Origin of the sequence: Aeromonas sp. ASNIH7, assembly GCF_002903485.1 — a bacterium.
Lineage (GTDB): Bacteria > Pseudomonadota > Gammaproteobacteria > Enterobacterales > Aeromonadaceae > Aeromonas > Aeromonas caviae.
This window is the reverse complement of record NZ_CP026226.1, coordinates 1,312,121-1,331,494: the sequence shown is the minus strand read 5'-3', so window position 1 is coordinate 1,331,494 and position 19,374 is coordinate 1,312,121. Positions and strand designations below refer to the sequence as shown.

The following is a 19,374-nucleotide window of genomic DNA, read 5'->3' as shown; positions in this document are numbered from 1 at the left end:
AGCCTCTCGTCAACGAGAAGGGGCGCCATGGCGCCCCTTCTGCTTATTATCCCAGCAGCTGTTGCCAGACCGCCAGCACATGGCCCCGCTCTCGCGGCAACTGATCGTCCCCCACCTTGCGGGAGATCTCCGAGAGATTGAGGCGATGGCCGAGGTTGCGGATCTCCAGATAGGCCTGCTTGAGCCCCTCTGCCTGCTCCAGTGTGAGTACCCCCGCCATCACGCACTCATCGAAGATGCGCACATTGTCTGACCAGCGGGTGAGGGCGTCCGGCTCACCGCAGGCATGGGCCAGCACCAGGTACTGGGCGATGAACTCGATGTCCACCATGCCACCGGGGGACTGCTTGAGATCGAACTCTCCCTCTCCCGCCTTGAGCAGGTGATCCCGCATCTTCTGGCGCATCTCCCGCACTTCGCGGGCCAGGGTGGGCAGATCCCGCTCCTTGGCCAGCACGTCGCGGCGGATGCGGGCAAATTCGGCGACCACGGTATCATCGCCATAGATGGGACGGGCTCGCACCAGGGCCTGATGCTCCCAGGTCCAGGCTTCCTGCTGCTGGTACTGCTCATAGGCCGACAGCGATGAGACCAGCAGGCCTGAGTCGCCGGAGGGGCGCAGCCGCATGTCGATCTCGTAGAGGATGCCGGACGGAGTGCGGGTGCTGAACAGATGCAGGATCCGCTGGGCCAGGCGCAGGTAAAACTGGCGGCTGTCGATGGGCTTGCGGCCATCGGTGTAACTGTTGGGGTCGCCGCCGTGCAGGAACACCAGATCGAGATCCGAGCCGTAGCCGAGTTCGATGCCCCCCAGCTTGCCGTAGGCCACCACCGCAAAGCCGCGCTGGCCGCTCACCGCCACCTCGGGCGGCACCCCGTAGCGTTCGCTCATCTGGGCCCACGCCTGATTGACCACCTCCTCAGTGATCGCCTCCGCCAGCCAGGTGAGGTGGTCGCTCACCTTCATCAGCGGCAGGGCGCCGGCGATGTCGGCGGCGACGATGCGCAGGAGCTGCACCTGCTTGAACTGGCGCAGCGCCTCCATCTGCTGCTCCACATCCTCCTCGGGGATGCGCAGCAGGAACTGGCGCAGCTGGGGCTTGTACTGATCCAGCGGGGTGGGGTGGTAGAGGTGCTGGGGATCCAGCAGCTCGTCCAGCAGGATGGGGTAGCGGGCCAGCTGCTCGCTCACCAGGTTGCTCTCGTCACACAGGCGTACCAGCTGGCGCAGGGCGGCGGGGTTTTCCGCCAGCAGTTGCAGATAGGCGCTGCGGGTGAAGATGCGAGTCAGCAGGGTGCAGACCCGCTCGAACAGGCGGGCGGGCTCGCGGCTCGCCACCACCAGCCGCAGCAGCTCCGGCATCAGCCAGTCCAGGGCGATACGCCCCTGGGGCCCCACCTGACGGCGCTTGTACTCCTCCTTGAAACGCAGCAGGGCGGCGCCGAGGGGGGCGGGCTCCACCACTCCCTGCGTGGTCAGCAGTTTTTCCAGCTCGGCGGCATCGAGCTCGGTGCGCCAGAGATCGAGCCAGAGCTGTTCCAGGTGGGCGGGGGCCTCCTTCTCTTCCCCCACCACGGCGACGAACTCCTGATGGACGGCGGCCATCTCCTCATCGAGGTGGGCCATGAAGGCGTCCCAGTCGGTAAAGCCGAGGGTGGCGATGAGCCGCTGGCGATCCCGATCCTCGGTGGGCAGAGTCTGGGTCTGCTGATCGCCGATCTCCTGCAAGATGTTTTCCACCCGGCGCAGGAAGCGATAGGCGGTGAGCAGGCGTTCGCACTGGCTCCCCTCCAGGGCGCCCCCCTGGGCGATGGCGGCCAGCGCCTCGGGCAGGTGGCGTACCCGCAGGGCGGGCTCGCGCCCGCCACGGATGAGTTGCAGCGCCTGGGCGATAAACTCCACCTCGCGAATGCCCCCGGCCCCCAGCTTGATGTTGCCCTCCAGTCCTTTGCGGCGCACCTCGGCGGCGATCATCGCCTTCATCTGGCGCAGGCCGTCGATGACGCCGAAGTCGATGTAGCGGCGGAACACGAAGGGGCGCAGCAGTTCGGTCAGGGCCGTGGCGTGTTCACACTGGGGGCCCAGCACCCGCGCCTTGACCATGGCGTAGCGCTCCCAGTTGCGGCCGTGATGCTGGTAGTAGTCCTCCATAGCGGCGAAGGAGATGGCGAGCGGCCCCGCATCGCCAAAGGGGCGCAGCCGCATGTCGACCCGGAACACCTGACCATCCTGGGTGGGCTGGTGGAGGGCGTTGATGAGACGCTGCCCCAGCTTGATGAAGAACTGCTGGTTGGCGAGCTCCCGCCGCCCGCCAACGGTGTAGCCGTTCTCGGGGAAGGTGAAGATAAGGTCGATGTCCGAGGAGAAGTTGAGCTCGCCGCCGCCGAGCTTGCCCATCCCGAGGATGAGCAGCGGCTGGGGGTTGCCATCGCCGTCCATGGGGGTGCCCAGCTCGCTGCACTGTTTGGCGTAGAGCCAGTCGCGGGCTCCACAGATGAGGGCATCCGCCAGCTTGGTGAGATGGATGAAGCTCTCTTCGACCTCGGACTCCCCGAGCAGCTCGCGCCAGGCGATCACCAGCATGCGGCTGCGGCGGAACTGACGCAGGATGCGCTTGAGCGCCTCCTCGTCCGCGACCTCGGCGAGCAGGGCTGCGAGCTCAGGTTCATAGGCGGGCCAGCGCTCGGCCCGGGTCAGTGCGTCCGATGCCAGGGTCTCGGCCAGCAGCCCCGGCTGCTTGATAAGGGAGTCGGCGACAAAGTCGGAGAGGCCGAGCAGGGTCAGCAGGGTCTGGCGGGTGGGCTCGGGCAGTGCGTCATACTGGGGCGCCAGGGCGAGCAGCCGCTGCCAGTGGCGCAGGGCCTGCTCCTGCAACAAGGGAGAGAAGGCGGAGAAAGAGGGAGAGTGCTGGGCCACGGTTGCCATCCTTGTGGTTGACGAGTCTGCAGGGAGAGTGAAATGCCGGCTGCCAATCTAGCACTCCCGGGCGCTGGCGTCACAGCGCCGCTGCCCGGAAGGTGATCCGGCGACGGATCTGGCGATCGGCCGGGCTCAGGGACGCCGGTAGATCTCGGGGTCGTAGATTTCCATCAGGCTGCCGGGGCTTCTCGGCGGCACAAAACCGAAGCCGGCGTAGAGGCCGTGGGCATCGGAGGTGGCGAGGGAGAGACGGCGCAGCCCTTGCAGCTCCGGGTGGGCGAGGATGGCTGCCACCAGGGCCTTGCTGTGACCGCGCCCGCGATGTTCGGGCAGCACGAAGACGTCGGCGAGATAACCGAAGGTTGCCTTGTCGGTGATGACCCGGGCGAAGGCGACCTGCTGGCCGTCGAGATAGGCTCCGAAGCACAGGGAGTGGTTGATGGCCCGCTGCAGGGTAGCGAGGGGAATGCCGAGGCACCAGTAGGCCTCTTCACTGAGGAAACGGTGAATGAGCGGGACGTCGAGGCGCCCCTTGTCGTCGCTTATCTCAAGCGCACGTTCTGTGGTCTGCATCCTGGCTCCTTGCCGTGATGAAAAAAGAAAGGCCCCTAAGGGGGCCTTCCAGTGTACTCAAATCACGACCTCAGGCCAGCCTGAAGGTTTGACGATGGGCGCCAGCATCAGGCCAGCATCAGGCCAGCATCAGGCCAGCATCAGGCCAGCTTGAAGGCCTGGATATGGCTGTCCAGCGTCTGGCTGTGGTGTTCCACCAGTTCGGAGGCATCTTTCAGCTCCCGCAGCACCACGACGGAGCCTTCCACCACCTGTTTGACCTGCTCCAGGTTGGCATTCATCTCCTCGGCGACCGAGCTCTGCTGCTCGGAGGCGGCGGCGATCTGGCGGTTCATGTCGGCCACTCCTTGCACCCGCTGCACTATGGTGTCGAGCTGGGTACCAGCCTGGGTCACCTGCTCCACCCCCTTGTCCGCCTGCTGCACGCTCTCGGCCATCAGGCCGACGGCCTGGCGGGCGTTGCCCTGAAGCTGCTCGATCATCTTCTGGATCTCGACGGTGGCCGCCTGGGCACGGTTCGCGAGTTCGCGCACCTCGGAGGCGACCACGGCAAAACCGCGACCCGCTTCACCGGCGCGGGCGGCCTCGATGGCGGCGTTCAGGGCCAGCAGGTTGGTCTGCTCGGAGATGCTGCGGATGGTGTCCACCACGGAGCCGATGCGATCGACCCCGTGCTCCACTTCGTTGACCACGGTGGAGGAGCGCTGGATGTTGCCGGAGAGAGTGTCGATGGTGTTGACGGTAGCCGCCACGCAGCGGCTGCCCTCCTCGGCCAGCTGGCTGGTTTCGGCGGTGGCGTGGGACGCCTGCTCCGCGTGGTTGGCCACCTCTCGAATGGCACCGACCATCTGGCTCATGGCGCTGGCAAGCTGCTCAATCTGGGTGAACTCCTCGTTGATGGCCTCGTTCGCCTCATCCATGCAGAGAGTCACCTGGGAGGCGATCTCGTTGAGCTCCTTGCAGGCGGCACGCTGGGTCCCGAACACCTCCTTGAGGTTCTCCTGGGAGTGGGCCACCGCCTTGGCGATGTCGCCGAACTCGTCCCGGGACTTGAGCAGCACGCTGTGGCTGAGATCCTTGTTGGCGAAACGCTCCAGCAGCCCCACCAGGTAGTGGACCTGCTTGACCATGAGGCGGGAGCCGGTGAGCAGCAGCACCACGAAGACGACCCCCATGAGCGCCGTCTCCACCAGCCCGGTCCAGAGCAGGCGATCGGCGATGGTGTTGGCCATGGCGGCATCAATGCCCTCGCTGAGCAGGGTCGCTTCCAGGTTGCTGGCATCGAACCAGAGTTTGGCCAGCAGCAGCAGGGTGCTGAACACCATGAGCAGCACCACCTTGGGCACCAGTCGGATGTTGCTCATGCGCCTCTCCAGCGGGTTCAACTGCATAATTTTTCTCCTTTCAACGTCCATTATTCCTTTGCCGTCATAGCTATCGGCATTATCTTCCTTTTTATTAATTTGCACCGTGCTTAAAGTTGGAAAATGTATGCGACATCACTTAACTCATTTGCGTACCATGGATCTGCTGATGGGGTTTCTCTCCGTGATTTCGGTTTGCCTGGTGGCTGCTCGCTGGCTGGGGCACGGTGAACTGAGCCCCCAGACTTTGCAGCTCTTTTATGATGTCGACAGCCTGATCTGCTACTTCTTCCTCGCTCACTTCGCCTATGGCTGGGCGCGCGCCTCCGACAGGATGGCCTTCTTCAAGAGCAACTGGTTCTATCTGCCCGGCAGCCTGCCCATGGTGGAACAACTACGTTGGGCGCGGCTCATCCAGCTGTGGCGGGTCTACCAGTTGCTCCGGGACAGACCGGATCTGCTGGCCATGTTCCGTCGTGAACGCAACGAAACCACCCTCTCCGGCATTCTCTTCCTCTTCTTCCTGTTGCTGGGGGTCGGCTCCGGCGTCATGTACTGGCTGGAAACGGGGCAACCCGGCAGCCAGATCCAGACTCCTTACGATGCCTTCTGGTGGACGCTGGTGACCCTCTCTACCGTGGGGTACGGGGATCTGGTGCCCAAGACGGAGGAGGGGCGCTTCGTCGCCAGCCTGCTGATCCTCTTTGGAGTGGGGTTGTTTGGCGCCCTCAGCGGCTTCATGGCCAGCCTGTTCGTCCATCCCGGCAAGACCAACGACGACACCGCGGTGTGGCGACGCCAGCAGAGCGAGCAGCAGGCGCAACTGCTCAAAGAGCTCAAGGCCCTGCGCGCTGAGGTACAGGCGCTGAAACAGAAGTAGGTACGACGTCTGGAATGGTCGCGTGGCAAACCGGCGGCGCTGCGAGACAGCTCTCACTCGGGGAGATGGCGCTTTTCTTTGCTTGTCCTTTGACCCGCAGGCGGCTTAACATTCGGCCTGCAACCTAATCCAACGAAGAGAATCGATCGACCATGCGCGCCCTTCTCGGGATCCTGATCTGCTTGTGTGCCCAACAGGCACTGGCCGATACCCGCTATGTTTCAGACAACATCTTTACCTATATCCACAACGGTCCGGGTACCCAGTACCGGATCCTCGGCAGCGTCAAGGCCGGTGAGCCGCTGGAGGTCAAGGCGGTGAACCAGGAGGCCGGATTCACCCAGGTGGTGGACGGTCGTGGCCGCGAGGGCTGGATCAAGAACAGCGAGCTGCAGGGGGAGATCAGCCTGCGTGAACGCCTTCCCCAGGTTCAGAAAGAGCTGGACGAAGCCAAGGCCCGTCTGCTGAACCTCAATGGCGACAACGAGAAACGCTTCGCCGAGAAGGATGGCAAGATCGCCGAGCAGAGCAAGGAGATCGCCAGCCTCAAAGCCCGTCTGGACAGCCAGAGCGCCGAGATGAGCAGCCTCAAGGAACAGAACGACGCCCTGACCCAGAGCTATGACAACCGTGAGCACGACATGCAGATGGACTGGTTCATCCGCGGTGGTGCCATGGTGGGGGCGGCATCCTGCTCGGGATCCTCCTGCCCATGCTCCCGCGCCGTCGCAAGAGCAGCGAGCGCTGGATGAACTGATCGCCCGGGCGGTCAACAGGATGAAAGGTCGCCAGAGGCGGCCTTTTTTCATGGTGTGTCTGGCGAGAAGAGGGCCATGTCGGGGGTCGCCATCGGCCCTTCCCGCTCGTAAGATGAGGCGAACGATCCTGTGCCGCGCGCATTCTCAACAAGAGCCTTCATCATATGTCATCAACTGAACAGGCCTTCTGGTTCGTGCTGGGGGGCGATCACCTCGTCCTGCTGGATGAACAGGGGCGCATTCCACAAGGGCCCCGTGCCGTTTTGCCCACCCATCTGCACACCGCCCCCTTCGAGCGCTTCGACGAGTGGGACGGCCTGCCTTGCCATCTGCTGGATCTGGGGGGCGAGGCGGAGACCGGGGCCATGGCCCCGCTGCGCCAGCTCATGGTGGCGGGGGACGAAGAGGGCTTTCGCCTCGCAGGGCGGGCCTGGCAGCTCGCCACTTTTCGCCGTACCCATCGTTTCTGCGGTGAGTGCGGCGCCCCCATGACCCCGAGGGAAGGGGAGTGGGCCCAGGGGTGTCATCACGGCCATGTCGTCTATCCGCGCATCTCCCCCTGCATCATCGTCGCGGTGCGCAAGGGGCCGGCCATCTTGCTGGCAGCCCACCGCCGTCACTATCAGGCGGATGATCCCATGTATACCGTGCTGGCCGGCTTCGTGGAGGCGGGGGAGAATCTGGAGCAGTGCGTGGCGCGGGAGGTGTTCGAGGAGAGCGGCATCCGGGTGACCAATGTGCGTTACGTGGCGAGCCAGCCCTGGCCCTTCCCCCACAGCCTGATGATGGGCTTCACCGCCGACTACGAGAGCGGCGAGATCCGGGTGCAGGATGACGAACTGGTGGCGGCAGGCTTCTTTGAGGCTGACCGGCTGCCGCGCTTGCCCCCTCATGGCACCATAGCGCGCCGGCTCATCGAACAGTGCCTCGCCGAGGCGCGTTGAGGGAAAACAGGGGCGCTTGTATGCGCCCCCTCACATCTTTGCACTCCTGCGGCGATGTGCGGCGTCAGGGGCGCCCTCAGCCTTGCACAAAGTGGTATCATGTCCGCCATTTTATGCGTGACATGACTCAGGAACTGGGATGAAAGAGCTGAAAAACGATCGATACCTGCGTGCCCTGCTGCGCCAGGAAGTGGACATGACCCCGGTATGGATGATGCGTCAGGCTGGCCGTTATCTGCCGGAATACAAGGCGACCCGCGCCGTTGCGGGGGATTTCATGTCCCTGTGTCGCAACGCCGAGCTGGCCTGTGAAGTCACCTTGCAGCCCCTGCGCCGCTATCCACTCGATGCCGCCATTCTCTTCTCCGACATCCTGACCGTGCCCGATGCCATGGGGCTGGGCCTCTACTTCGAACAGGGGGAAGGCCCGCGCTTCGAGCGCCCGATCACCTCCATGGCCGACGTGCAGGCCCTGCCCATCCCGGATCCGGAAGACGAGCTCGGCTACGTGATGAATGCGGTGCGCACCATCCGCCGCGAGCTCAAGGGCGACGTGCCGCTTATCGGCTTCTCCGGCAGCCCCTGGACCCTGGCCACCTACATGGTGGAGGGGGGCAGCTCCAAGGCCTTCACCAAGATCAAGAAGATGATGTATGCAGAGCCGCAGACCCTGCATCTGCTGCTCGACAAGCTGGCGGACAGCGTGATTAGCTATCTCAACGCCCAGATCAGGGCGGGTGCCCAGGCGGTCATGGTATTCGACACCTGGGGCGGCGTGCTCACCCCGCGCGATTACCGCGACTTCTCCCTGCAGTACATGCACAAGATCGTCGATGGCCTGATCCGTGAACATGAGGGCCGCCGTGTGCCGGTCACCCTGTTCACCAAGAACGGCGGCCAGTGGCTGGAGCAGATCGCCGCCACCGGCTGTGATGCCCTGGGGCTGGACTGGACCACCGACATCGCGGACGCCAAACGCCGGGTCGGCGACAAGGTGGCGCTGCAAGGCAACATGGACCCCTCCATGCTCTACGCCACCCCGGAGCGGATCCGCGAAGAGGTCGCCACCATTCTGGCCGGTTTCGGTCATGGCAACGGTCATGTCTTCAACCTGGGGCACGGCATCCATCAGGATGTGGACCCGGAACATGCCGGCGTGTTCGTCAACGCGGTGCATGAGCTCTCCGCCCGGTACCACGGTCGCTGAGCGCGGCAAACAGCGTGATGAACGGGGCCTGCGGGCCCCGTTTTGCTGTCCGTGACACAGGGGGCTGCATCCTGGTTGCGGCTCGGGTTACACTGCACCCCCATGTTGGCAGTCGTGGCCGGGATGGGGTCGTTGAGGGGCAGGAGGCTGGATGGAGAAGCAGGCGTGGGATTGGGGCATCGACCTTGGCGGGACCAAGTGCGAGTGCGTGGTGCTCGATGGCGACGAGGTGTTGCTGCGCCACCGCATTCCCACTGAACGGCACGGCGGCTACCAGCACATGCTGGGCCAGATCGCCAAACTGGTGGACGAGTGTGCCGCCAAACTCGGTCAGCGTCCTGCACTCATCGGCATGGGGACGCCGGGGGCCCGGGACCCCCAGACCGGGCTGCTGAAAAACAGCAACACCACCGAGTTCAACGGCAAGCCGCTCAAGGAAGATCTGGAGCGCAGGCTGGGCGTCCCCGTGCTCATCGCCAACGACGCCAACTGTTTCGCCCTGGCGGAAACCCATCTGGGGGCGGTGCGCCAGCAGCATCCCGATGCAAAAGTGGTGTTTGGCATCATCATGGGCACCGGGGTCGGGGCCGGCATCGTCATCAACGGCCAGATCCTCAACGGTCACCACGGCATCGCCGGGGAGTGGGGGCACAACGTCCTGTTGCCGGAGGGGCCAGAGTGCTACTGCGGCAAGCGCGGCTGCGTCGAAACCCTCATCAGCGGCCCGGCGCTGGAGGCCTGGTACGAGGCCAGGACCAAACGCCGTCTCTCGCTCGCCCAGATTGCTGCGGCCAGTGCCCATGATCACGTCGCCAGGCTCACCATGGACAGGTTGCACCTGCTGTTCGGCCAGGCCCTCGCCAACGTGATCAATATTCTCGATCCGGACGTCATCGTCATCGGTGGCGGCGTGGGCAATGTGCAGAGCCTCTATCGCGCCGGGCGCGAAACGGTATTGCCCTTCCTGTTCAACCCCCGTTTCGCCACCCCCATGATAGCGCCGGCCCTGGGGGACAGCGCCGGGGTATTCGGTGCCGCACTGCTGGCCCGCGGCGTCTTTCGCGAGGCACTGCTCTCGTGAGTCGCCCCTTCCTCCCATCCCTTTGTCGCAGCTAAGGACACAACGTTTCCATGATCAAGATTGCCATCAACGGCTATGGCCGCATCGGCCGCAACGTGCTGCGGGCCCTCTACGAGAGCGGCCGCGACAAGACTATCAAGATAGTGGCCATCAACGAGCTGGCGGCCCCCGAGGCCATGGTGCACCTGACCCGCTTCGACACCAGCCACGGTCGCTTCCGCTATCCGGTGCAACTGGCGGGCAACAGCATGCAGGTGGGGGAGGATCTCATCGCCCTGTTTGCCGAGCGGGATCCGTCGAACTTGCCGTGGCGGGCGCTGGGGGTGGACGTGGTGCTGGACTGCACCGGGGTGTTCGGCTCCCGGGCCGATGCCGAGCTGCATCTGGGGGCGGGAGCGGGCAAGGTGCTCTTCTCCCATCCGGCGGACGCGGACGTGGACGCCACCATCGTCTACGGGGTCAACCACCAGGTGCTGACCGGGCGGGAGCGGATCGTCTCCAACGCCTCCTGCACCACCAACTGCGTGGTCCCCGTCATCGAAACATTGCATCGAGAATTCGAGATAAATTGTGGTACTATTACGACAATTCATTCGGCCATGCACGATCAGCAAGTCATCGATGCCTATCACGGCGACTTGCGCAGAACCCGGGCAGCCAGCCAGTCCATCATCCCGGTGGACACCAAGCTGGCAAAGGGGTTGGAACGTATCCTTCCCCACTTTGCCGGCAAGTTCGAGGCGATCGCGGTACGGGTACCGACCATCAATGTAACCGCCATGGATCTGAGCATTACTGTTCGTAAAAAAGTGACAGTTAGTGACGTAAATCAAGCCCTGCAACGGGCATCCAGAGGTACATTACACGGTATTCTGGACTACACGGAAGAGCCACTGGTCTCCGTAGACTTTAATCATGATGCACACTCCTGCATCATTGATGGTACCCAGACCCGGGTCAGCGATGCCAACCTCGTCAAGATGTTGATGTGGTGCGATAACGAATGGGGCTTCGCCAACCGCATGCTGGATACCACCCGGGCCATGATGGCCGCAGGCTGAAAGTCTGCACCGGGCGCAAGGTTACTGTTTTTTTAACATTACCTGAAAATATATAGAGGACTGAATATGTCTGTTATCAAGATGACCGACCTGGATCTGGCGGGCAAACGCGTTCTGATCCGTGCTGACCTGAACGTGCCGGTAAAAGACGGCAAGGTCACTTCCGATGCACGTATCGTTGCGACTCTGCCGACCATCAAGCTGGCTCTGGAAAAGGGCGCCAAGCTGATGATCACCTCCCACCTGGGTCGTCCGACCGAGGGTGAATACAACGAAGAATTCTCCCTGGCTCCGGTTGTCAACTATCTGAAAGACGCACTGTCCTGCCCGGTTCGTCTGGCCAAAGACTACCTGGATGGCGTAGACGTCGCCGCCGGTGAGCTGGTTGTGCTGGAAAACTGCCGCTTCAACAAAGGCGAGAAGAAGAACACCGAAGAGCTGGCCAAAAAATACGCCTCCCTGTGTGACGTCTTTGTAATGGATGCGTTCGGTACTGCTCACCGCGCCGAAGGTTCTACCTACGGTGTGGCCCAGTTCGCGCCGGTTGCCTGTGCAGGCCCCCTGCTGGCCGGTGAACTGGAAGCCCTGGGCAAAGCCATGCTGAAGCCCGAGCGCCCCATGGTTGCCATCGTGGGCGGCTCCAAGGTCTCCACCAAGCTGACCGTACTCGAATCCCTCTCCAAGATCGCTGACCAGCTGGTGGTCGGTGGTGGCATCGCCAACACCTTCATCGCTGCTGCCGGTCACAACGTCGGCAAGTCCCTGTGCGAGCACGATCTGATCGACACCGCCAAGAAACTGGCTGCCGAAACCAACATTCCGGTGACCACCGACGTGGTTGTGGGTGCCGAGTTCTCCGAATCCACCACGGCCACCATCAAGTCCGTGTCCGACGTGACTGACGGCGACATGATCTTCGACATCGGTCCGGATTCCGCCAAGGCCCTGGCCGACATCATCATGAACGCCAAGACCATCCTGTGGAACGGCCCGGTCGGCGTGTTCGAGTTCGACCAGTTCGCTGAAGGCACCAAGGTGATCGCCGAAGCCATCGCCGCTTCCCCGGCCTTCTCCATCGCTGGCGGTGGTGACACCCTGGCTGCCATCGACAAGTTCGGCATCGCCGACAAGGTCTCCTACATCTCCACCGGCGGCGGCGCCTTCCTGGAGTTCGTAGAAGGCAAGGTACTGCCGGCTGTCGCGATTCTCGAAGAGCGCGCCAAAGCCTAATTGACCCGGGACGGGGGGCAAAAGCCTCCCGTTTCGTTTATCATGTGGCCGCTGTGCCGGTTCATGATGAACCCCCCACTTTTTATTAACGGCATACGAGACAGGACGATTAAACATGTCTAAGAAAATTTTCGACTTCGTAAAACCCGGCGTGATCACTGGTGATGACGTTCAGAAAGTGTTCGCCATCGCCAAGGAAAACGGCTTCGCTCTGCCGGCCGTCAACTGCGTCGGTACCGACTCCGTGAACGCCGTGCTGGAAGCTGCCGCCAAGGTCAAAGCCCCGGTTATCGTACAGTTCTCCAACGGTGGTGCCGTGTTCACCGCCGGCAAGGGTCTGAAGCTGGAAGGCCAGCAAGCTGCCATCCTGGGTGCCATCTCCGGTGCCAAGCACGTGCACGCCGTTGCCGAAGCCTACGGTGTTCCCGTGATCCTGCACACCGACCACGCTGCCAAGAAGCTGCTGCCGTGGATCGACGGCCTGCTGGACGCCGGTGAGAAGCACTTTGCCGAAACCGGCAAGCCGCTGTTCTCCTCCCACATGCTGGATCTGTCCGAAGAGTCTCTGGAAGAGAACATCGACATCTGCTGCGAGTACCTGACCCGCATGGCCAAGATGAACATGACTCTGGAGCTGGAACTGGGCTGCACCGGCGGTGAAGAAGACGGCGTGGACAACAGCCACCTGGACCAATCCTCCCTGTACACCCAGCCGGAAGACGTGGCCTACGCCTACGAGCGTCTGTCCAAGATCAGCCCGCGCTTCACCATCGCTGCCTCCTTCGGCAACGTGCACGGTGTATACAAGCCGGGTAACGTCAAGCTGACTCCGAAGATCCTGGACAACTCCCAGAAGTACGTCTCCGAGAAGTTCGGTCTGCCTGCCAAGTCCCTGGACTTCGTGTTCCACGGTGGCTCCGGCTCTACCCTGGAAGAGATCCGCGAATCCATCTCCTACGGCGTGGTGAAGATGAACATCGACACCGACACCCAGTGGGCGACCTGGGAAGGCGTGCTGAACTTCTACAAGTCCAACGAAGCCTACCTGCAAGGCCAGCTGGGCAACCCGGAAGGTGCCGACAAGCCGAACAAGAAGTTCTACGATCCGCGCGTATGGCTGCGTGCCGGTCAGACTTCCATGATCGCGCGTCTGGAGAAGGCCTTCTCCGACCTGAATGCCATCGACGTACTGTAATTCGCAGCACCTTGATTGCATGAAAAGGCGCCCTTCGGGGCGCCTTTTGCATTTCTGTGATCCTGACGGGCTGGATTGGGGATGGGGGGCTGGGTATTATCGATGACACCCGTTTAATTTAGTAAACGAATGCAACCAGGCAGGATGCTGAGCATGCAGACAGGAAGACAGGGACATCAGGAACACACGGCCTCCTATTACGCGGCCACTCGCAACGACCATCGGCAGTGGCCCGAGCTCAGTGGTGAGCTGGATGCGGACGTCTGCGTCATTGGTGGCGGTTTCACCGGCCTCAACACCGCCATCAATCTGGCCGATGCCGGTTACAAGGTGGTGCTGCTGGAGGCCAACCGCATCGGCTGGGGAGCGTCGGGGCGCAACGGCGGCCAGCTGATCCGCGGCATCGGCCACGATACCAGCCAGTTTGCCCGCTGGATTGGCGAGGCGGGCGTGCGGGAGCTGGATCTCATGGGGATCGAAGCGGTACAGCTGGTGCGCGAGCGGGTCGAGCGCTTCAATATCGAGTGCGATCTCACCTGGGGCTATTGCGATCTCGCCACCAAGGCGCGCCACCTGAAGGGGTTCGAGGAGGATGCCGAGCACCTGGCGAGCCTGGGTTACCGGCCCGCACTGAAAATGGTGGCACGGGAGGAGATGCACACCGTGGTCGGGTCGGATCGCTATATCGGCGGGATGATCGACATGGGCTCCGGTCACCTGCATCCTCTCAACCTTGCCCTCGGCGAAGCGCGTGCGGCAGCCAGTCTCGGGGTCTCCCTGTTCGAACACTCAAGGGTGACCCACATCGATTACGGCGAGCGGGTCGAGGTGACCACGGCCCACGGCCGGGTCAGCGCGGACTACCTGGTGATCGGCTGCAACGCTTACCTGGGCGACCTCCAGCCCGATCTCGGGGGCAAGGTGCTGCCAGCGGGCTCCTACATTCTCGCCACCCAGGTGCTGGAAAAGCGCCTGCGCCAGCGCTTGCTGCCACAGAACATGGCGGTGTGCGATCAGAACGTGGCGCTCGACTACTATCGGCTGTCGGCGGACGGTCGCCTGCTGTTTGGCGGGGCCTGCAACTACTCGGGCCGTGACCCCCGCGACATCAAGGCCTTCATGCTGCCCAAGCTGCTGCGGGTCTTCCCCGAGCTCGCGGGTACCGCCATCGAGTTCCAGTGGGGGGGCATGATAGGCATAGGCGCCAACCGGCTGCCCCAGATAGGCCGCCTCGAGCAGCATCCCAACGTCTTCTATGCCCAGGCCTATTCGGGCCATGGCCTCAATGCCACCCACATGGCGGGCAAGCTGGTGGCGGAGGCGATCAAGGGGGAGAGCCGGGGCTTCGATCTCTTCAGCCGCGTCCCTCACATGACCTTCCCGGGTGGCCCGGCGTTGCGCTCTCCGTTGCTGGCGCTCGGGATGCTCTGGTATCGGCTGAAGGATCTGCTCTAGGGGGAGGGGGGCTCGGGATTATCCCTGCTGCGTCGCGTCTGGCTCGGCCAGGCGCCAGCCCTGCTCCGTCTTCATCATCCAGACCTGGGTCTCCTGCGCCAGGGCCTGGCCTGCCTCGAAGTCGCCATATTTGCGCTCGAGCTCCATCAGCCCCATCTCCTGCTGGAAGGGGCCGACCCTGTCATAGACGAGATCCTCGTCGTGCAGCACCTGCAACTGATCCAGTCCCTGCTTGAAGTGGAGCTGGTAGCTCACCTTGACCAGATAGACCCCCTCCATCCGCTCCTCCTTGCCGAGCACGGCGAAGTCGCGGATGTCGAACAGGTCAGCATCTGTGCCCGCCTGCAACCTGGCGGTGACCTGGCTCTGGATGGTCTCTTCACCGGGACCTGCGTTGCAGCCATAAAGCCAGAGGGCCAGCAGGGGGATGAACCACTTTTTCATCAAAACTCCGGACGAACGAGACGGGAAAGGGCAAATTCTGCCACGGCGTCGGTCATATACAAGGGATTGCCGGAAAAATGGCGGTCAAACCGGGGGCCCACACGGTTGCACGGGCCACCCGGTATCAGCGCAGCTTGTCCAGCTGGCCGAGAAATTCGACAGGCCCCATGAAGCCGGTCACCCGCTGGCCGTTCACCTCGTTGCCATCGCGATCGAAGAAGAGGAGGGTCGGCAATCCCAGCACGTTGAGGCCGTTGAGCAGATCCACGTCGGCGTCGTCGTTGGCGGTGACGTCCGCCTGCAGCAGCACCATCTCGCTGAAGCGCGCCTGCACATCGGGGTCGCTGAAGGTCTTGTGCTCGAACTCCTTGCAGGCCACGCACCAGTCGGCGTAGAGATCCAGCAGCACCGGCTTGCCGCGGGCGGCGGCGAGCTGCACCTTGAGATCGTCCAGGGTCTTGATGCGAATGAAGCGGGGGGCCTGGGTCTGGGCGGCGGCATTGGCCCCCTCGGGTGGCAGCAGCAGATCCTTGCCCACCACCACAAGGCCCATCATCGCCAGCAGCAGGACGAAGCCGCCGAGGCTCTTGCCCACCGAATGGGCGCGATGCTGGTTGTGGTGATAGAGATAACCGCACAGCACCAGCCCCCAGCCGAGCCAGAGCAGGGTGGCGACGAGGTCGCTCAGGAGCCTTGAGAGCAGCAGGATGGGCACCGCCAGCAGCGCAAAACCGAAGAGTTGCTTTATCACATCCATCCAGGCGCCGGCCCTGGGCAGCAGCTTGCCGCCAGAGGTGCCGAGCAAGAGCAGCGGCAGCCCCATGCCCAGGGAGAGGGCATAGAGGGCCGCACCGCCGAGCCAGAGGTCGCCACTCTGGGCCACGTAGATGAGGGCCCCGGAGAGCGGCGCCGTGGTGCAGGGGGAGCAGACCAGTCCCGAGATCATGCCCATGATGGCGACGCCGGCCACGGATCCGCCCTGCTGGCGGTTGGAGAAGCCCGAGAGACGGGTTTGCAGGCTGCTCGGCAGTTGCAGGGTGTAGAGCCCGAACATGGAGAGGGCGAGCAGCACGAACATCACCGAGAGGCCGATGAGCACATAGGGGTGCTGCAGGGCCGCCTGGAATTGCAGGCCCGCCGAGGCGACGACGAGCCCGAGCAGGGTATAGGTGACCGCCATCCCCTGCACATAGACAAAGGAGAGCAGGAAGGCGCGACGGGTGGAGAGGCGATGCCCGGCCCCGGCGATGATCCCGGTCAGGATGGGATACATGGGGAAGACGCAGGGGGTGAAGGCGAGGCCGAGACCCAGGGCGAAGAAGGCGGCGACGCTGATCCAGAACCCCTGGCTGCCGAGGGCGGCCGCCAGCCTGTCCTGCTGGCTGCCCGGCCCGTCGGTGCCCTGAAGGCTGGCCGCCGCTTCCGCCCGGGCGGGGGCGGCGAGGGGCTCGACGGCGATCCGCTTGTCGGTGGGTGGGTAGCAGAGTCCCTCGGTGCAGCCCTGGTAACTCAGGGTGAGGCTGGCCGCGTCCCCGACCCGGGTCAGCGCCACGGGGATCTGCACCTCCTGGTAATAGACCCGGCTCTTGCCGAAGAAGTCATCCTCGTGCTCGGTGCCGGGGGGTAGGACGGGCTCGTCGAAGGCGAGGTTCTCTCCCTTCACACGGATGCTGTGGCGATAGAGGTAGTAGCCGTCGGCGATGCGTATCCGGAGCAGCAGCCGATCACCCTGTTGTTCGCTCTCGAGGGCGAAGGCCTGATCCACCTTGAGGAATCGGGGCTGGGTCTCGATGCCGAGGCTGCCGAGCAGATCCTGGCTGCTGGCCCGGGCGGGGGCCGTCGTCAGGACGCAGAGCAGGCCCAGCAGCATCAGCAGGAAAGGGAGGGGGCGAGAGGCGGTCATGAGGTCTCCTGTGTCAACCAGTCGAGATAGGCAGGGTGGCCCTGGCTTGCCGGGAGCGCCAGGATCTCCGGTACCTCGTAGGGATGGTGGGCGAGAATGCACTGGCGCAGGGGTTCGAACAGAGCGGCCCGACTCTTGATGACGAGCTGGATCTCCCGGGTTCGCTCCGTCTTGCCCTGCCAGCGATAGACGGAGGTGACCCCGGGCAGCTGGTTGATGCAGGCGGCGAGGCGCTGGTCGAGCAGCTGCTCGCAGAGGCGGTCTGCACTGGTCTCGTCGGGGCAGGTGCAGAGCACCAGAATGGCGTCGGTCATAGGGATGGACGGTCTCGGCAATGGGGCGCACGGGCCCCCTGGATCAGCCGTTACTATACCGGGCCGGGGGGCAAATAGCACCCGGCCCCCCGCACCCGGAATAAGTCATGCGCCCGAGATGGACGCTGTGAAAAGGACAGGGCAGAATGAGCGGGCTTGTTCCAATTCTACGTAAGGAAATGTATGACCCAACAGAATGAGCAGCAGAGAAACCGCATGTTGAGCCTGTTGCGTGAAGGGGAGCGCCGCATGCTGGTGCAACTGGCCGGTCTGCTGCGTACCAGTGTCGACGAGATCAATGCGGAGCTGGAAAAAGAGGAGCTGTTGTCGGCGTTGGAGCAACCCATCACGGTGGAGTACCTCAACGGCGTGGTGCAGCATCATCTGTTCGAGCGCCTGCACAAGGGGGACATGGTGGCGGCCCAGCGCATGCTGAACCAGTACCAGAGCGACCTCGAAGCCATGATGCGCCAGGAAACCAGGCAGGACGATACCCCGCCGGAAGAGGTCAAGGCACAGGCCTGACCCCGCGAGGCCCTCTTCAGCACCATCATGCCATCGCATGATGGTGCCTCGCCCTTACCCCTCGAATCGCTTATCCCAGTGCCTTCTGCACCTGTCCCATGGGAATGGGGAACACCTTGTCGTAACTCCAGTTGTAGACGAAGGCATAGACCAGGTAGAAGAGCACGAAGCCCATATCCAGCACCAGCGCCTCCAGCAGGCCGATGTCGAGCCACCAGGACATCACCGGCAGAGCCACGATCAGCAGGCCCCCCTCGAACCCCAGGGTGTGCAGCACCCGCTGCCACAGCGCCTTGTGGGTGTGGCCCTGATAGCGCAGCAGCAGCTTGTCCACCCCGATGTTGTAGACATAGTTCCAGACGGTGGCGACCACCGAGAAGAACAGGGCCAGGGGGCCCATGTGGTTGAGCCCGACGCCGGTCACCCAGCTGGCCAGCGGGGCGGCGATCAGCAGGCCAATCAATTCGAAGCCGATGGCGTGGCGCAGGCGGTCACGGGTCGTACGCATGGTCTGTCTCTCTCTTTGGTCAGGGAATGGCGGCAATGTATCGCCAAAACCGGATAGATTCACGTTGGTATCTATCGCTAAAATAGATAGATGTGACGACACAACAGCACGGCGGAGCAGGCTCATGACCCCTTCACTGGAACACTTCAAGGCATTGCTGGCGACGGCCGAGACCGGGTCGTTCTCGGCGGCTGCGCGCAGGCTGGGCAAGGCCCAGTCGGTGGTGAGTGCTGCCATCGCCAACCTGGAGATCGATCTCGGCCTTGCGTTGTTCGATCGCAGCGGCCGCTATCCCGTGCTGACCGAGGCGGGTGCCCGCATCTGTCAGGAGGCAGGGGTGCTGCTGGCCCAGAGCGAGCGACTGCAGGCCATTGCCGGCGAGCTGGCCAACGGCGTCGAGTCGCGCCTCACCCTGGCTATCGACGATGACTCCCACCTGCCCTGGCTTGGCTCCCTGCTGGAGGAGTTCGCCAACCGTTACCCGGCGGTGGAGCTGGAGCTGTTGTTCCCGCTGATGGAGGACGTGACCGAGCTGCTCAAGAGCGGCCGTGCCCAGCTCGGCATCAGCTATCAGAAGGCGCACCCCGAGCGGGAGCTGGTCTCCCGCTCCCTGGGGACGGTCACCATGCCCCTGGTGGTCTCTCCGGATCACCCCCTGGCCCACAAGACGCCGTTGAAGGAGAGCGACCTGCAAGGGGCTCGCCAGTTGATGGTGACCGGACGGCGGGAGGGGACGGAGCGCCATCGCTTCCGCCTCTCGGCGCAAGTGTGGTGGGTGGAGGGGGATCTCGGGATCTTGGAGCTGGTGAAACTGGGGCTGGGATGGGCGGCGGTGCCCGAGTTTCTGCTGCACCGGCCCCTGGCGCGGGGGGAGCTGGTGGTGCTCAAGCCGGACTTCATCGCCGAGGCGGAACTGGCGCTGGAGTTGCAGTGGTATCGCGCCCGCCCGCTCGGGCAGGCGGGGCGCTGGTTGCAGGAGGCACTGCTGGCGCGGGTGCCTCGCTAGGGGGGA

17 protein-coding genes and 1 pseudogene are annotated in these 19,374 nt (G+C 63.6%); 11 read left to right on the top strand and 7 right to left on the bottom strand.

Going from position 1 to position 19,374, the window contains the following annotated elements; all coding sequences use genetic code 11:
- Positions 1-46: 46 nt before the first annotated feature.
- The 3 genes from glnE to C2U47_RS06060 form a co-directional block, all read right to left on the bottom strand.
- On the bottom strand, positions 47-2,917 hold the full coding sequence (gene glnE, locus C2U47_RS06070; protein ID WP_043154838.1) for a bifunctional [glutamate--ammonia ligase]-adenylyl-L-tyrosine phosphorylase/[glutamate--ammonia-ligase] adenylyltransferase: 2,871 nt from the start codon (positions 2,915-2,917) through the stop codon (positions 47-49).
- A gap of 135 nt (positions 2,918-3,052) precedes the next feature.
- Positions 3,053-3,493 (bottom strand): GNAT family N-acetyltransferase, encoded by a 441-nt coding sequence (locus C2U47_RS06065; protein ID WP_010675667.1) that lies wholly within the window; start codon positions 3,491-3,493, stop codon positions 3,053-3,055.
- Positions 3,494-3,633: 140 nt separating this feature from the next.
- Complete coding sequence (locus C2U47_RS06060) at positions 3,634-4,884, bottom strand: methyl-accepting chemotaxis protein (protein ID WP_010675666.1); 1,251 nt, start codon at positions 4,882-4,884, stop codon at positions 3,634-3,636.
- Between the two features lie 100 nt (positions 4,885-4,984).
- Between C2U47_RS06060 and C2U47_RS06055 the strand changes: the two genes are divergently transcribed.
- From C2U47_RS06055 to C2U47_RS06015, 9 genes and pseudogenes are all read left to right on the top strand, one after another.
- Positions 4,985-5,737, top strand: coding sequence for a potassium channel family protein (locus C2U47_RS06055; protein WP_029314808.1), 753 nt, complete (start codon positions 4,985-4,987; stop codon positions 5,735-5,737).
- Between the two features lie 152 nt (positions 5,738-5,889).
- Positions 5,890-6,494, top strand: a pseudogene (locus C2U47_RS06050) (TIGR04211 family SH3 domain-containing protein).
- Positions 6,495-6,659: 165 nt separating this feature from the next.
- On the top strand, positions 6,660-7,439 hold the full coding sequence (gene nudC, locus C2U47_RS06045) for an NAD(+) diphosphatase (protein ID WP_043154835.1): 780 nt from the start codon (positions 6,660-6,662) through the stop codon (positions 7,437-7,439).
- A gap of 139 nt (positions 7,440-7,578) precedes the next feature.
- Entirely contained in the window at positions 7,579-8,646 is a 1,068-nt protein-coding gene (hemE, locus tag C2U47_RS06040) for a uroporphyrinogen decarboxylase (protein ID WP_043154833.1), read from the top strand.
- 151 nt (positions 8,647-8,797) lie between these two features.
- A complete protein-coding gene (locus C2U47_RS06035) occupies positions 8,798-9,727 on the top strand; it encodes an ROK family protein (RefSeq protein ID WP_043154831.1) in 930 nt (309 codons plus the stop codon).
- Between the two features lie 50 nt (positions 9,728-9,777).
- The gene (gene epd / locus C2U47_RS06030; RefSeq protein WP_041211676.1) at positions 9,778-10,788 is read left to right on the top strand and encodes an erythrose-4-phosphate dehydrogenase; all 1,011 of its coding nucleotides are present in this window, start codon (positions 9,778-9,780) and stop codon (positions 10,786-10,788) included.
- 66 nt (positions 10,789-10,854) lie between these two features.
- Positions 10,855-12,018, top strand: a complete 1,164-nt coding sequence (locus tag C2U47_RS06025) for a phosphoglycerate kinase (protein ID WP_043154829.1) — start codon at positions 10,855-10,857, stop codon at positions 12,016-12,018.
- A gap of 115 nt (positions 12,019-12,133) precedes the next feature.
- On the top strand, positions 12,134-13,213 hold the full coding sequence (gene fbaA / locus C2U47_RS06020) for a class II fructose-bisphosphate aldolase (protein WP_010675658.1): 1,080 nt from the start codon (positions 12,134-12,136) through the stop codon (positions 13,211-13,213).
- A 153-nt stretch (positions 13,214-13,366) separates the two neighbouring features.
- Positions 13,367-14,668: an NAD(P)/FAD-dependent oxidoreductase gene (locus C2U47_RS06015; protein WP_043154827.1), complete on the top strand. Its 1,302-nt coding sequence runs from the start codon at positions 13,367-13,369 to the stop codon at positions 14,666-14,668.
- A gap of 18 nt (positions 14,669-14,686) precedes the next feature.
- Here the strand turns inward: C2U47_RS06015 and C2U47_RS06010 are convergent, their stop codons facing one another.
- From C2U47_RS06010 to cutA, 3 genes are all read right to left on the bottom strand, one after another.
- Positions 14,687-15,112, bottom strand: a complete 426-nt coding sequence (locus C2U47_RS06010; RefSeq protein ID WP_039040544.1) for a hypothetical protein — start codon at positions 15,110-15,112, stop codon at positions 14,687-14,689.
- Positions 15,113-15,236: 124 nt separating this feature from the next.
- Positions 15,237-17,015, bottom strand: a complete 1,779-nt coding sequence (locus C2U47_RS06005) for a protein-disulfide reductase DsbD (RefSeq protein ID WP_043154825.1) — start codon at positions 17,013-17,015, stop codon at positions 15,237-15,239.
- Positions 17,012-17,329 (bottom strand): divalent-cation tolerance protein CutA, encoded by a 318-nt coding sequence (cutA, locus tag C2U47_RS06000; protein ID WP_010675653.1) that lies wholly within the window; start codon positions 17,327-17,329, stop codon positions 17,012-17,014. Before cutA ends, C2U47_RS06005 begins: the two co-directional genes overlap by 4 nt.
- Before the next feature lie 183 nt (positions 17,330-17,512).
- Between cutA and C2U47_RS05995 the strand changes: the two genes are divergently transcribed.
- Positions 17,513-17,854 carry a hypothetical protein gene (locus C2U47_RS05995; RefSeq protein WP_010675652.1) on the top strand — a complete coding sequence of 114 codons (342 nt, stop codon included), beginning with the start codon at positions 17,513-17,515 and terminating at the stop codon, positions 17,852-17,854.
- 70 nt (positions 17,855-17,924) lie between these two features.
- Here C2U47_RS05995 and C2U47_RS05990 read toward each other — a convergent pair whose 3' ends face one another.
- Positions 17,925-18,362: a PACE efflux transporter gene (locus C2U47_RS05990; protein ID WP_039040541.1), complete on the bottom strand. Its 438-nt coding sequence runs from the start codon at positions 18,360-18,362 to the stop codon at positions 17,925-17,927.
- A gap of 124 nt (positions 18,363-18,486) precedes the next feature.
- Here C2U47_RS05990 and C2U47_RS05985 point away from each other — a divergent pair, with 124 nt between their 5' ends.
- On the top strand, positions 18,487-19,368 hold the full coding sequence (locus C2U47_RS05985; RefSeq protein ID WP_043154822.1) for a LysR family transcriptional regulator: 882 nt from the start codon (positions 18,487-18,489) through the stop codon (positions 19,366-19,368).
- Positions 19,369-19,374 lie beyond the last annotated feature (6 nt).

Excerpts from the sequence above, each read along its gene's own strand:
- C2U47_RS06060 (WP_010675666.1), bottom strand. The coding sequence starts at position 4,884 with ATGCAGTTGAACCCGCTGGAGAGGCGCATGAGCAACATCCGACTGGTG.
- hemE (WP_043154833.1), top strand. The coding sequence starts at position 7,579 with ATGAAAGAGCTGAAAAACGATCGATACCTGCGTGCCCTGCTGCGCCAG.
- C2U47_RS05985 (WP_043154822.1), top strand. The coding sequence starts at position 18,487 with ATGACCCCTTCACTGGAACACTTCAAGGCATTGCTGGCGACGGCCGAG.
- C2U47_RS06010 (WP_039040544.1), bottom strand. The coding sequence starts at position 15,112 with ATGAAAAAGTGGTTCATCCCCCTGCTGGCCCTCTGGCTTTATGGCTGC.
- C2U47_RS06005 (WP_043154825.1), bottom strand. The coding sequence starts at position 17,015 with ATGACCGCCTCTCGCCCCCTCCCTTTCCTGCTGATGCTGCTGGGCCTG.
- C2U47_RS06035 (WP_043154831.1), top strand. The coding sequence starts at position 8,798 with ATGGAGAAGCAGGCGTGGGATTGGGGCATCGACCTTGGCGGGACCAAG.
- nudC (WP_043154835.1), top strand. The coding sequence starts at position 6,660 with ATGTCATCAACTGAACAGGCCTTCTGGTTCGTGCTGGGGGGCGATCAC.
- C2U47_RS06025 (WP_043154829.1), top strand. The coding sequence starts at position 10,855 with ATGTCTGTTATCAAGATGACCGACCTGGATCTGGCGGGCAAACGCGTT.
- C2U47_RS06065 (WP_010675667.1), bottom strand. The coding sequence starts at position 3,493 with ATGCAGACCACAGAACGTGCGCTTGAGATAAGCGACGACAAGGGGCGC.
- fbaA (WP_010675658.1), top strand. The coding sequence starts at position 12,134 with ATGTCTAAGAAAATTTTCGACTTCGTAAAACCCGGCGTGATCACTGGT.
- cutA (WP_010675653.1), bottom strand. The coding sequence starts at position 17,329 with ATGACCGACGCCATTCTGGTGCTCTGCACCTGCCCCGACGAGACCAGT.
- C2U47_RS05990 (WP_039040541.1), bottom strand. The coding sequence starts at position 18,362 with ATGCGTACGACCCGTGACCGCCTGCGCCACGCCATCGGCTTCGAATTG.
- C2U47_RS05995 (WP_010675652.1), top strand. The coding sequence starts at position 17,513 with ATGACCCAACAGAATGAGCAGCAGAGAAACCGCATGTTGAGCCTGTTG.
- C2U47_RS06015 (WP_043154827.1), top strand. The coding sequence starts at position 13,367 with ATGCAGACAGGAAGACAGGGACATCAGGAACACACGGCCTCCTATTAC.
- epd (WP_041211676.1), top strand. The coding sequence starts at position 9,778 with ATGATCAAGATTGCCATCAACGGCTATGGCCGCATCGGCCGCAACGTG.
- C2U47_RS06055 (WP_029314808.1), top strand. The coding sequence starts at position 4,985 with ATGCGACATCACTTAACTCATTTGCGTACCATGGATCTGCTGATGGGG.